This window comes from Bradyrhizobium sp. B025 (genome assembly GCF_042257955.1).
GTDB lineage: Bacteria > Pseudomonadota > Alphaproteobacteria > Rhizobiales > Xanthobacteraceae > Bradyrhizobium > Bradyrhizobium diazoefficiens.
On the sequence record NZ_CP170150.1, the window covers coordinates 6,080,950 to 6,093,301 of the forward strand.

Here is a 12,352-nt window from a genome sequence, read left to right on the forward strand (position 1 = left end):
TCTTTTTCTAGAAACGCTTCAGGGCTTTCAGGACTTTTGTCGGCGTGATCGGAATCGAGTTGATCGTGGCGCCGAACGGCGCGAGCGCGTCGTTGACCGCGTTGAGCACGCAGGCTGACGCCGCCGCCGTGCCGGCCTCGCCGACGCCCTTGGCGCCGAGCACGGTGTCGGCGGTCGGCGTCTCGACATGGCCGATGACGATGTCGGGCATCTCCATCGGCATCGGAACGAGGTAATCGGCGAGCGAGCCATTCATGAGCTGACCGGTTTCGCTGTAGCGGCATTCCTCGAACAGCGCGGCACCCAGCCCCTGCACGACGCCGCCGCGGAGCTGCTCGTCCACCAGCATTGGATTGATGACGCGGCCGCAATCCTCGACGATGAAATGCTTCAGCATCTTGATGAAGCCGGTCTCGACATCGACCTCCAGCGAACAGCCCTGAATGCCGTTGGTGAAGGCGAAGGGATAACCCTGCGGGGCGAAGTGATGGCTTACCGTGAGCTGCGCCTGCGTGCCCAGCGGCAGCGTATCGGAGCGGAAATAGGCGATGCGCGCGATCTCCGCGATTGGCATGCGCTGGTTCCGCGTCACCGCATCGACGACCTCGCCATCGATGATGTCGAGCGCAGATGGCTGCTCCTGGAGGATCAGCGCGGCGATCTCCAGAATATTGCGCTTGAGCGCACGCGTGGCCTGGAGCGCGGTCTCGCCGCCGATGCCGGCGCCGCGGCAGGCCCAGGTGGCGCCGCCATGCGGCGTCACCTCGGTATCGCCGGTGATGACCTTGACGCGCTCCTGCGCGAGGCCGAGCTGGTCGGCCACGATCTGGCTGATGATCGCCTCGGTGCCCTGCCCCTGCTCGGTGACCGAGATCAGGCAGCGCACCTCGCCCGACGGCGTCAGGCTGAGAATGGCGCCGTCCTGTGAGGAGATCCGCGCGCCTCCGACGCCATAGAAGGCCGGGCTCGGGTTGGTGATCTCGACAAAGGTGGCGATGCCAATGCCCCGATAGATGCCGCGCTTGCGCAAATTCGCCTGCTCGGCACGCAGCGCGTCATAATCCATCATCTCATGCAGGCGCTTCAGGCAGGCCTGATGGGACAGCGCCTCGAAGCGGTAGCCGGTCGGCGAGGTCTGCGGATAGGCATCATCGGCGATCACGTTCTGTGCGCGGATGGCAAAGGGATCGAGCCCGACCTTGGCTGCGGCCATATCCACCAGCCGCTCGGTGACGGCGCAAGCGATGGGATGGCCGACAGCGCGATACTGGCTGGTCTGCACCTTGTTCTGGAAGAGCACCTCCAGCGTGGCGCGATAGTTCCTGAAGCGATAGGGCGCGCCCATCAGGCGGATCACCTGATTGCCTTCGACCACGCTGGTGCGCGGATAGGTCGAGAACGCGCCGATCGCGGTCAGGTCAAGGACGTCCATCGCCAGCATTTCGCCCTTGGCATCGACCGCCATGCGGGCCCGGACGCGATGGTCGCGGGCATGGATGTCGGAGACAAAGGATTCAATGCGGTCGGCGACATATTTGACGGGGCGGCCGAGCAGGATCGAAAGGCCGACCACCGCCATGTCCTCGTGATAGACATGAAGCTTCATCCCGAAGGAACCGCCGATGTCGGTTGCGATGACGCGAACCCGGGCCTCGGGGATGCCGTAATGGCGCGAATAGAGGTCCTGGAACTGGTAGGGCGTCTGCGTGGCGTGATGCACCGTGAGCGCGCCGGCAGCGGGATCATAGTCCGCGACGATCGCGCGTGGCTCCAGCGTCACGGCGGTGTGGCGGCCGAAGGAGAATTCCTCCTCCACCACGTGGGCCGCATGCGCGAAGGCCTCGTCGACGGTGCCGTTGTCGAGCTGAGCGCGGAAGCAGGTGTTGTTGGCACTGCCGGGATTGATCACCGGCCCGCCCGCTTCCCGCGCACTGTCGATATCGACAACGAGGGGAAGATCCTCGTAATCGATCTCGATCAGTTCCAGCGCGTCTTCCGCGATCGCCCGGCTCTCGGCGACGACGGCGACCACGGCCTGCCCGGCCCAGACCACGCGATCCAGCGGTAACGGCAATTGCGGCGCCGAGGTCATACCCTTGAAATGATCGAGCGTGCCGGTCCAGGGCGTGCAGATTTTTGCGAGGTCCTCACCTGTGGCGACAAGATGCACGCCTTCGAGCGCACGGGTCTGCTCGGTGTTGACGGCGACGATCTTGGCGTGCGCATGCGGGCTGCGCAGGAACGCAGCGTACAGCATGCGCGGCAGGCGGAGATCGCTGACATAACGGCCGCGGCCGGCAAGCAACCGCTTGGCGTTCGGGCGTGGCACTGAACGGCCGATATAAGAGTTCGGGCGGTCGAGCGAGGTCAGAGGCGCGCTCATGTCGCGCCTCCGTTGTCGCTGCGCGCCTTGGCAACGGCATCGATGGCATCGACGATCGCCTCGTAACCGGTGCACCGACAATAATTACCCGACAGCGCGTCGCGGATCTCCTCGCGATTCGGCCGCGCCACCCGCGAGAGCAACTCGTTGGCGTTGACCAGCATGCCCGGCGTGCAGAAGCCGCATTGCAGTGCGTTGCGGCGATGAAATTCGGCCTGGAGGTCGGCGATCACGCCGCTTTCGGTGAGACCTTCGATGGTCTCGATCTTCGCACCGTCGGCCTGCACCGCGAACATCAGGCAGGAATGCACGGCGCGACCATCGAACTGCACGAGGCAGGCCCCGCAGGCGCCCATCTCGCAGCCGGCATGCGTCCCCGTCAGTTCGAGCGCATTGCGCAGGCAATCGACCAGCGTCTCGCGCGGCGCGACCTCGCAGGCAACCTTGCGGCCGTTGACGACGAGGCGGACCCGCACGATCTCGTCGGCGTCCCCCAGCAGGGTTTCGTCGAAGCCGCTCATGCGCCCTCACCCAGACGTCCGAGCAGGCGTCCCAGCAGCACACGGGCGAGATGCAGCCGCATCGCCGGCGGCACCTCGTCGCTGTCAGGCGGCGCGAGATCGCCTTCGAGCGCGGCTTGGGCGACAGCGATACGCTCCGCATCGAGGGACGAGCCGATCAGGGTCGCCTCCGTTCCCTTCACCCGTGTCGGCGTATTGCCGACAGAGAAAAAGGAGATGCGGATGTCCTCGATGCGTTCGCCGGAGAAGGTCGCAAGCATGCCGCAGCCGACCAATGCATAGTCGCCGCGCCGCCGCGCCAGTTCGTCGAACGCAAAGCGCTGGTCGGCCTTGAACAGGGGAACGTAGACAGCGGTGATCAGCTCGCCGGGCTGCAAGGCCGTCTCGAACAGGTCGATGAAGAAATCGTCGGCTTTCACCCGCCGGGCGCCGGAAGGACCCACGACCTCGATCTCGGCATCGAGCGCCAGCGTCATCGCTGGAAATTCGGACGCGGGGTCGGCGAGCGCAACGCTGCCGCCGAAGGTGCCGCGGTTGCGGATCGCGGGATGGGCGACGAACGGCGCCGCGGCTGCGAGCAGCGGCGCGAACTCGGCGATCAACGGCTCGCTCAGCATCTCGCAGTGGCGCGTCAGCGCACCGATGCGCAAATAGCCGCCCTCGCGCCTGACGCCGCGCAGCTCGTCAATGTGGGTGATGTCGATCAGCAGTCGCGGCGCCTGGAGCCGCAGCGACATTGCCGGCACCAGGCTCTGGCCTCCGGCGATAAAGCGCGCGTCGTCACCGGCACGGGCGTGAGCATCCAGCGCCTGGTCGATCGTCGCAGCACGAAAATAGCTGAAAGCCCTCGCCTTCACTGCCGTTTCCTCGAGATCCATCGGCTCATCAGCCGGGATGCCAGATTTGTAACCATCTGGTCTCAAAATCCTGACACGGCTCCGAAGACCGGTCAACAGGAAATGACCATTTGGTCACAAATGCACCTTTAGGCTAAGAAGGCGGAAGAGATCGCGATTCACGGTAAAATGGCGAAGAAGACGCAGAAGATTGCGAAGCGACCGGTCCGGAAGCGGGCCGAGACAGGCAGCAAGTCCGCGCCAAAGCGCCGCAACATGCGCGCGGCCGACCGCGAGCGCGCGATCGTGGACGAGGCGATCCGCTTCTTCGCGGAGCACGGCTTCGAGGGACAAACCCGCGAACTGGCAAAACGCCTGGGCATCACCCACTCGGCGATCTATCGCCACTTCCCCAGCAAGGAAGCGCTGATCGAGCGCGTCTACCAGGAGGTCTATCTCAGCCGCTGGTCGCCCGATTGGGGTCCGATGATCCGCGACCGCTCGCTGCCGCTGGAGGCGCGGCTGACGCGCTTCTATCTCGACTATGTCGAACGCGTCTTCGAGTACAATTGGGTGCGGATCTTCGTCTTCTCCGGCATGAAGTCGTTCGGCATCACCGGCCGCTATCTCGACATTGTCCGCCGCGAGATCATCGAGCCCGCGGCCGCCGAGCTGCGTCACGATCTCAAGCTGCCCGATGCGAAGTCCCGCCCACTGAGTGAGCGCGAGACCGAGCTGTTCTGGGGCCTGCACGGCCGCATCTTCTATCTCGCCATCCGCAAATTCATCTACGAAACGCCGATCCCGCCCGATCTCGACGCAATCGTCCGCGACGCCGTCCAGACCTTCATGGACGGCGCGAAGACGACGATGCCAAAGCTGCTGATGAGCGGCTAACTACTTCGAAAGGCTCGGCAGATCGAGCCCCTTGTCACGGGCGCAGTCGATTGCGATGTCGTAGCCCGCGTCGGCATGGCGCATGACGCCGGTGGCCGGATCGTTCCAGAGCACGCGCGCGATGCGCTTTGCAGCTTCCGGCGTGCCATCAGCGACGATCACCATGCCGGCATGCTGCGAATAGCCGATGCCGACGCCGCCGCCATGATGCAGCGACACCCAGGTCGCGCCGCTGGCGCAATTGAGCAGCGCGTTGAGCAGCGGCCAGTCGGACACCGCATCCGATCCGTCCTTCATCGCTTCGGTCTCGCGGTTCGGGCTTGCCACCGAGCCGCTGTCGAGATGGTCGCGGCCGATCACGACCGGCGCCTTGAGCTCACCGCGCGCCACCATCTCGTTGAAGGCAAGGCCGAGCCGGTGACGATCGCCGAGGCCGACCCAGCAGATGCGCGCCGGCAGCCCCTGGAACTTGATGCGTTCCTTGGCCATGTCGAGCCAATTGTGCAGATGCTTATCATCAGGCATCAGCTCCTTGACCTTGGCGTCGGTCTTGAAGATGTCCTCGGGATCGCCCGACAGCGCGGCCCAACGGAACGGCCCGACGCCGCGGCAGAACAGAGGGCGGATATAGGCAGGAACGAAGCCGGGGAAATCGAAGGCGTTCTTCAGGCCCATGTCCTGCGCCATCTGGCGAATGTTGTTGCCGTAGTCGAGCGTCGGAATCCCTTGCGCGTGGAAATCCAGCATGGCCTGGACATGCTCGACCATCGAGGTCTTCGAGGCGCGCTCGACGGCCTTCGGATCGGACGCGCGCTTGGCTTCCCAGTCGGCGAGCGTCCAGCCTTTGGGGAGATAGCCGTTGATCGGGTCATGGGCGCTGGTCTGGTCGGTGACGATGTCCGGCTTGACGCCGCGACGCACCAGCTCCGGAAAAATCTCCGCGGCATTGCCGAGCAGGCCGACTGAGATTGCCTTCTTCGTCTTTGCGGACTCTTCCATGATCGCGAGCGCCTCGTCGAGCGTCGCGGCCTGCCGATCGAGATAGCCGGTGCGCAACCGCATCTCGATGCGGCTCGGCTGGCATTCAACCGCAAGCATCGAGGCTCCCGCCATGGTCGCGGCCAGCGGCTGCGCGCCACCCATGCCGCCAAGGCCGGCGGTGAGAATCCATTTGCCGGCAAGGCTGCCGCCATAATGGCGACGACCGACCTCGACGAAGGTCTCGTAAGTGCCCTGCACGATGCCCTGGCTGCCGATATAGATCCAGGAGCCGGCCGTCATCTGGCCGTACATCATCAGGCCCTTGCGATCGAGCTCGTTGAAATGGTCGAGCGTCGCCCAATGCGGCACGATGTTGGAGTTCGCGATCAGCACGCGAGGAGCATCGGCGTGGGTGCGGAAGACACCGACCGGCTTGCCGGACTGGATCAGCAGCGTCTCGTCGTCTTCGAGCTTGCGCAACGCCGCCGTGATCCGGTCAAAGCTCTCCCAGTCGCGCGCGGCGCGGCCGATCCCGCCATAGACGACGAGCTCGCTCGGGCGCTCCGCGACATCAGGATCGAGATTGTTCATCAGCATGCGCAAGGGAGCCTCCGTCAGCCAGCTCTTGGCGCTGATGTCGCTGCCGCGGGGCGCGCGGATGGTGCGGTCGTTGTCCAGTCGGCGGTTCATGCGGAACACCTCTTCAGGCAAGTCTCGGAAATGGATCAGATGAGAGCGCGCCGATCGCGGCCGCCGGCAGCGCATCGGCCTCGACGAGCGCGGCTGCCTTGGCGAGATCGCCGGCCATGTAGCGGTCGGCACCGAGCGCGGGCACCTGTTCGCGGAGCGCGGCGATGACGGCGACGAGCGGCGCGCTGGTCGCATGCGGCGCGCGCAGCGTAATGCCTTGCGCGGCGACCAGAAGCTCGATGCCGAGGATGGCGGCGAGATTGTCCGTCATATCGGCGAGGCGCCGCGCCGCATGCGCGGCCATCGACACGTGGTCTTCCTGGTTGGCGCTGGTCGGCGTCGAATCGATCGAGCAGGCAGCCGCACGCTGCTTGTTCTCGGCATAGAGCGCGGCCGCCGTCACCTCGGCGATCATGAAGCCGGAATTGATGCCGGGATCGGGCGTGAGGAACGGCGGCAGACCGAAATTCAGCGCGGGATCGACCAGCGTCGCGATGCGCCGCTCGCTGATCGCGCCTATCTCTGACAGTGCGAGCGCGATCGTATCGGCCGCAAACGCCACGGGCTCGGCGTGGAAATTGCCGCCGGAGACGATCTCGCCGGTCTCGACCAGGACGAGCGGGTTGTCGGTGACGGCATTGGCCTCGACGATCAGGGCTCGCGCAGCCTGCGTGATCAGATCGAGCGCGGCCCCTGCGACCTGCGGCTGGCAGCGCAGGCAATAGGGATCCTGCACGCGTTCGTCGCCTTCGAGATGCGACAGGCGGATGTCGCTGCCGTCGAGCAGCGCGGTCAGCGTCGCAGCCGCGGCGATCTGCCCGGCATGGCCGCGCAGCGCCTGGATTTCAGGGCGGAACGGCGCCGTGGAGGCCATCGCCGCATCGACCGACAGCGCGCCGGTGACGAGCGCGGCACGGGCCAGATGAAACCCACGCAGCACGCCGGAAATGGCATAGGCGGTCGAAAACTGCGTGCCGTTGATCAGCGCGAGCCCCTCCTTGGGGCCAAGCGTCAGCGGCGCAAGCCCGGCGGCAGCGAGTGCCTCGCCGCCGGACACGGTCTTGCCGTCGACAATCGCCTGCCCCTCGCCGATCATGACGGCCGTCATGTGCGCGAGCGGCGCGAGATCACCGGAGGCGCCGACAGAACCCTGCTGCGGCACCAGCGGACAGACGCGCCGCCCCAGCATTCCCTGCAACTGCTCGATCACCTCGCGGCGTACGCCGGAAGCGCCGCGCCCGAGCGAGATGATCTTCAGCGCCATCATCAGCCGCACGATCGGCTCCGGCGTCGCCGGACCGACACCACAGCAATGCGAGACGATGAGGTTGCGCTGGAGCAGCGCGGTCTGGTCGGGCGGGATGCGCTTCGAGGCGAGCTTTCCGAATCCGGTATTGATGCCGTAGACGGGGGCGTCTGCTTGTGCCGCCCTGGCGACGATCGCCGCGGCCGCCTCGACACGCGGCCAGAACGACGGATCGAGCACGACGGACTGTCCCGCAAGCACGCGCGCGAGATCGTCGAGGCTGACCGTTCCCGGTTTGACGACGATCGCCGCGCCCTGCTCCGTCATTGCCCCCTCCAAACCCGGCCGTGCAGCGGATTGAAGCCGATGCGGTAAACGAGCTCGGCGGGCCGCTCGATGTCCCAGATCGCGAGATCGCACCATTTGCCGGCCTCTAGCGTGCCGGTTTCATCGAGCACGCCAAGCGCCCGCGCGCCTTCGCGGGTGACCCCAGTGAGGCATTCGGCCACTGTCATCCGGAACAGCGTCGCGCCCATGTTCATCGCCAGCAGCAGCGATGTCAGCGGCGAGCTGCCGGGATTGCAGTCCGTCGCCAGCGCCATGTGGACGCCGTGCTTGCGGAACGACTCGACCGGCGGCTTCTGCGTCTCGCGGATGAAATAGAAGGCGCCCGGCAACAGCACAGCCACCGTTCCCGCCTTCGCCATCGCGGCCGCACCTGCTTCATCGGTATGCTCCAGATGATCGGCCGACAGTGCGGAGAATTTGGCCGCGAGCGCGGCACCGCCGAGGTTCGACAATTGGTCGGCATGAAGCTTCACCGGCAGCCCGAGTCCCCTCGCCGTCTCGAACACCCGCGCGGTCTGCCCGGCCGAGAACGCGATGCCCTCCATGAAAGCGTCGACGGCATCGGCAAGACCAGTCTTGGCAACCGCGGGCAGCATCTCCTTGCACACGAGATCGATATAGCGATCCTTGTCACCATCGGCCTCGGGCGGCAACGCATGGGCGCCGAGGAAGGACGTGCGGATCGCAACCGGCCGCTGGCGGCCGAGGCTGCGCGCGGCCGCGAGCTGCCGCATCTCGGTGTCGACATCGAGGCCGTAGCCGGACTTGATCTCGACCGTGGTGGCGCCCTCGCCGATCAGCGCGTCGAGCCGCGGCAGTGCGCTTGCGACGAGCTCGGCCTCGCTTGCCTTGCGCGTCGCGGCCACCGTCGAGACGATGCCGCCGCCGGCGCGCGCGATCTCCTCATAGCTTGCCCCCTTCAGGCGCAGCTCGAACTCGTGCGCACGGTTGCCGCCATAGACCAGATGAGTGTGGCAGTCGACGAGGCCCGGCGTGATCCAGCGCCCAGCGCAATCGATCCGCTTGATGGCATCTGCGTCAGCCGGAAAGTCCGCCGCCGCACCCGCATAGACGATGTGGCCGCCGCGCGCGGCAATCACGCCGTGCTCGATCTCGCCGAGATCGGGGCGATCGGCCCGCATCGTGGCGAGGCGGGCATTGTGCCAGATCCGGTCGAAGCGCTCTGCCATGCAACTGTCCCTTCGCGGATGTCCCTGCGCCCTGGGATGCTTGACTTATATGTCTAGACATATAATCGTAAGGCGGTTCTGTCCAGCCGGCGTGTAATCATGACCCGACTGCATTTCGCCTCCGCGCTCCTGCCCTCGGGCTGGGCCAATGACGTGCAGGTGGTGATCACCGCCGGCGCGATCGCGGCGGTGACACCGGGCGTGACGCCGGTCGCCGGCGACGAGCGCCACGAAATCGCGCTTCCGGGGCTGGCAAGCCTGCACAGCCACGCCTTCCAGCGCGGCATGGCGGGACTTGCGGAACAGCGCGGCGACTCGACCGACACGTTCTGGACCTGGCGCGAGACGATGTACCGCTTCGCGCTGGCGATGACGCCGGACGATGTCGCGGCCGTCGCAACGCTGCTTTATGTCGAGATGCTGGAGCAGGGTTTTACCCGCGTCGGCGAATTCCACTATTTGCATCACGATCGCGACGGCTCGCCCTACGCCGACCTCGCCGAAATGGCCACGCGCATTGCGCAGGCTGCCGAAGCGTCGGGTATTGCGCTGACGCTGCTGCCGAGTTTTTATGCGCATGGCTCTTTTGGGGGCGCAGCACCACATGCCGGCCAACGCCGCTTCATCTGCTCCGTCGATCGGTTTGCGGCCCTGATGGCTGCCTCGCGCAGAGCGATCGCAAACTTGCCAGGGGCCAATATCGGCATCGCGCCGCACAGCTTGCGCGCGGTGGCGCCGGACGAGCTCGCCGCGATCATTCCGCTCGCCGACGGCGGCCCCGTGCACATTCATGCCGCCGAGCAGGTGAAGGAAGTCGAGGATTGCCTGGCCTGGTCGAGCCGGCGCCCCGTGCAATGGCTGCTGGAGCACGCACCGGTCGATCAACGCTGGTGCCTCATCCACGCGACACACACGACGAACGAGGAGGTCACCGCGCTCGCCAAGGTGGGCGCGGTAGCCGGCCTCTGCCCCATCACCGAAGCGAGCCTCGGCGACGGCATTTTTCCAGCCCGCGAGTTCCTCGACGCCGGCGGCCGGCTCGGCGTCGGCACCGATTCCAACGTGCTGGTCGGTGTCGCCGACGAGCTGCGCCAGCTCGAATATGGCCAGCGGCTGAAGCATCGCCAGCGCAATGTGCTCTCCGGCGGCGCAGGCGCCTCGACCGGACGCACGCTGTTCGATCAAGCGCTCGCCGGCGGCTCGCAGGCACTTGCGCAGCCGACTGCCGGCCTCACTCCGGGGGCGCGCGCCGACATCGTCACGCTCGATGCCGCGCATCCGTCGCTCGCGGGACGTCAGGGCGATGCGGCCATCGACGGCTGGATCTTTGCGGCAGGTAGCGGCGCAATTGATTGCGTCTGGGCCGGCGGCGACAAGGTCGTCGAGGGCGGACGGCACCGGCTGCGCCAGGCAGCGCGCGAGCGCTTCAACGCATCGGTGCGGAGGCTGCTCGCATGAGCCTCGCTACTGATGGCGCCGACCAGCCGACGCTCTACAAGCGGATCCGCGCCGACATCGAGAATCGTATCCTGACCGGCGAGTGGCCGCCGGGTCATCGCATTCCGTTCGAGCACGAACTGGTGGCGCGCTACGGCTGCTCGCGCATGACCGTGAACAAGGCGCTGTCGGAACTCGCGCAGGCCGACTTGATCGAGCGGCGGCGGCGCGCCGGATCGTTCGTCCGCCGGCCGCAGCATCAGTCCGCGGTGCTCAAGATCGCCGACATCCGCGCCGAGATCACCGCGCTCGGCCGCGCTTACGGCTACGAGCTGATCCATCGCAAGCTGCGCATGGCGACCGCCGCCGACCGCGACCGTCTTGGCGTGAAGAAGGCCGGCAAGGTGATCGCGATCGCCTGCCGCCACAGCGCCGACAACGTGCCGTTTGCCGTCGAGGACAGGCTGATCGACCTCTCGTCCGTGCCGAATGCCGCGACCGCGGACTTCTCGCGCGAACCGCCTGGCTCGTGGCTGCTTCACCATGTCCCATGGACAGAGGCCGAGCATACGATCAGCGCCATCGTTGCGGACGATCGCGCGGCGCAAGCGCTCGACATCGCCGTCGGCGCGCCCTGCCTCGTGATCGACCGCTACACTTGGCGCAGCACGCGCACGATCACCGCCGTGCGGCTGCTCTATCCCGGTGACTCCCACCGCCTTGTCGCCCGATTCAAGGGAGGCTGAGAGACCAATGTCGGCACAATTCGTGCAACGCTTCGGGCAACGGTCTGCATGGACCGACACGAACAGATCAACAGGACGTCAATCCATCGATCGGCAAGAGGACGACAATCATGCGTAGTTCAAAGGTATTTGCGACAATCATTGCCCTCGCGGCCTCCACTCCGGTGCTCGCCGACGACGTCAAGGTCGGCGTCGGCATCTCCGGGTGGACCGGCTTCGCGCCGCTGACGCTGGCGAAGGAAGCCGGCATCTTCAAGAAGAACGGCCTCGACGTCACGATCAAGAAGATCCCGCAGAAGGACCGCCACCTTGCGATTGCTTCCGGCGACATCCAGTGCGCGGCGACCACGGTGGAGACCTGGATCTCCTGGAACGCCAACGGCGTTGCCACCAAGCAGATCTTCCAGCTCGACAAGAGCTATGGCGCCGACGGCATGGCCGTGCGCAACGACATCGCCGCGATCAAGGATCTGAAGGGCAAGACGGTTGCGGCCTCCGCGCCCGGCACCTCGCCGTATTTTGCGCTGGCCTGGATGCTCAAGAAGAACGGCCTCACCACGAAGGACGTGACCGTGGTGAATCTCGAGCCCGCCGCGGCCGCGCAGGCCTTCGTCTCCGGCCAGAACGACGCCGCCATGACCTACGAGCCGTATCTTTCGACCGTGCGCGCTGCGCCCGACAAGGGCAAGATCATCGCCACCACGCTGGACTATCCGATCGTGATGGACACGTTTGGCTGCACGCCGAAATTCCTGAGCGAGAATCCGAAGGCGGCGCAGGCGCTCGCCAACAGCTATTTCGAGGCGCTCGAGATGATCGCCAAGGACCAGGCCAAGGCCTATGAGATCATGGGCGCGGACGTGAAGCAGACCGGCGAGCAATTCGGCAACTCGGCGAAATATCTGCGCTGGCAGGACAAGGCCGCGAACCAGAAGTTCTTCGCGGGCGATTTCCTGACCTTCAACAAGGACGCCGCCGAGCTCCTGCTCGAGATCGGCATCATCAAGGCCGCGCCGAAGGTCGAGGACCTCTACGACGCGAGCTTCATCAAGTAGACTTCTGCAAGCTGCCGGTTCC

Annotated in this window: 10 protein-coding genes; 4 read left to right on the forward strand and 6 right to left on the reverse strand. The window is 66.0% G+C overall.

The window, feature by feature from the left end; translation table 11 throughout:
• Positions 1 to 7: 7 nt before the first annotated feature.
• The 3 genes from ACE10W_RS28575 to ACE10W_RS28585 are packed head-to-tail and all read right to left on the reverse strand — an operon-like array spanning position 8 to position 3,761.
• Positions 8 to 2,383 carry a xanthine dehydrogenase family protein molybdopterin-binding subunit gene (locus ACE10W_RS28575; RefSeq protein ID WP_271611953.1) on the reverse strand — a complete coding sequence of 792 codons (2,376 nt, stop codon included), beginning with the start codon at positions 2,381 to 2,383 and terminating at the stop codon, positions 8 to 10.
• A complete protein-coding gene (locus ACE10W_RS28580; RefSeq protein ID WP_271611954.1) occupies positions 2,380 to 2,904 on the reverse strand; it encodes a (2Fe-2S)-binding protein in 525 nt (174 codons plus the stop codon). The genes ACE10W_RS28575 and ACE10W_RS28580 overlap by 4 nt, the downstream gene beginning before the upstream one ends.
• Positions 2,901 to 3,761: a xanthine dehydrogenase family protein subunit M gene (locus tag ACE10W_RS28585; protein ID WP_271611967.1), complete on the reverse strand. Its 861-nt coding sequence runs from the start codon at positions 3,759 to 3,761 to the stop codon at positions 2,901 to 2,903. Before ACE10W_RS28585 ends, ACE10W_RS28580 begins: the two co-directional genes overlap by 4 nt.
• Positions 3,762 to 4,016: 255 nt before the next feature.
• Here ACE10W_RS28585 and ACE10W_RS28590 point away from each other — a divergent pair, with 255 nt between their 5' ends.
• A complete protein-coding gene (locus ACE10W_RS28590) occupies positions 4,017 to 4,637 on the forward strand; it encodes a TetR/AcrR family transcriptional regulator (protein WP_271552162.1) in 621 nt (206 codons plus the stop codon).
• On the opposite strand, the gene hutU is transcribed toward ACE10W_RS28590, so the two are convergent.
• The 3 genes from hutU to hutI are packed head-to-tail and all read right to left on the reverse strand — an operon-like array spanning position 4,638 to position 9,092.
• Positions 4,638 to 6,308 (reverse strand): urocanate hydratase, encoded by a 1,671-nt coding sequence (gene hutU / locus ACE10W_RS28595; protein ID WP_182872264.1) that lies wholly within the window; start codon positions 6,306 to 6,308, stop codon positions 4,638 to 4,640. It abuts the gene before it with no gap.
• Positions 6,309 to 6,321: 13 nt separating this feature from the next.
• Positions 6,322 to 7,881, reverse strand: coding sequence for a histidine ammonia-lyase (gene hutH / locus ACE10W_RS28600; protein ID WP_182872265.1), 1,560 nt, complete (start codon positions 7,879 to 7,881; stop codon positions 6,322 to 6,324).
• A complete protein-coding gene (hutI, locus tag ACE10W_RS28605) occupies positions 7,878 to 9,092 on the reverse strand; it encodes an imidazolonepropionase (protein WP_182872266.1) in 1,215 nt (404 codons plus the stop codon). Before hutI ends, hutH begins: the two co-directional genes overlap by 4 nt.
• A 99-nt stretch (positions 9,093 to 9,191) precedes the next feature.
• Between hutI and ACE10W_RS28610 the strand changes: the two genes are divergently transcribed.
• From ACE10W_RS28610 to ACE10W_RS28620, 3 genes are all read left to right on the forward strand, one after another.
• Entirely contained in the window at positions 9,192 to 10,550 is a 1,359-nt protein-coding gene (locus ACE10W_RS28610) for a formimidoylglutamate deiminase (RefSeq protein ID WP_182872267.1), read from the forward strand.
• Positions 10,547 to 11,275, forward strand: a complete 729-nt coding sequence (hutC, locus tag ACE10W_RS28615; protein WP_028174332.1) for a histidine utilization repressor — start codon at positions 10,547 to 10,549, stop codon at positions 11,273 to 11,275. Before ACE10W_RS28610 ends, hutC begins: the two co-directional genes overlap by 4 nt.
• 110 nt (positions 11,276 to 11,385) lie before the next feature.
• Positions 11,386 to 12,330 carry an ABC transporter substrate-binding protein gene (locus ACE10W_RS28620; RefSeq protein ID WP_060908427.1) on the forward strand — a complete coding sequence of 315 codons (945 nt, stop codon included), beginning with the start codon at positions 11,386 to 11,388 and terminating at the stop codon, positions 12,328 to 12,330.
• The last annotated feature ends 22 nt before the right edge of the window (positions 12,331 to 12,352 follow it).

Bases quoted from the DNA above. Each gene is read 5' to 3' on its own strand.
- ACE10W_RS28590 (WP_271552162.1), top strand. From the start codon at position 4,017: ATGCGCGCGGCCGACCGCGAGCGCGCGATCGTGGACGAGGCGATCCGC.
- ACE10W_RS28580 (WP_271611954.1), bottom strand. From the start codon at position 2,904: ATGAGCGGCTTCGACGAAACCCTGCTGGGGGACGCCGACGAGATCGTG.
- hutC (WP_028174332.1), top strand. From the start codon at position 10,547: ATGAGCCTCGCTACTGATGGCGCCGACCAGCCGACGCTCTACAAGCGG.
- ACE10W_RS28610 (WP_182872267.1), top strand. From the start codon at position 9,192: ATGACCCGACTGCATTTCGCCTCCGCGCTCCTGCCCTCGGGCTGGGCC.
- ACE10W_RS28575 (WP_271611953.1), bottom strand. From the start codon at position 2,383: ATGAGCGCGCCTCTGACCTCGCTCGACCGCCCGAACTCTTATATCGGC.
- hutU (WP_182872264.1), bottom strand. From the start codon at position 6,308: ATGAACCGCCGACTGGACAACGACCGCACCATCCGCGCGCCCCGCGGC.
- hutI (WP_182872266.1), bottom strand. From the start codon at position 9,092: ATGGCAGAGCGCTTCGACCGGATCTGGCACAATGCCCGCCTCGCCACG.
- ACE10W_RS28620 (WP_060908427.1), top strand. From the start codon at position 11,386: ATGCGTAGTTCAAAGGTATTTGCGACAATCATTGCCCTCGCGGCCTCC.
- hutH (WP_182872265.1), bottom strand. From the start codon at position 7,881: ATGACGGAGCAGGGCGCGGCGATCGTCGTCAAACCGGGAACGGTCAGC.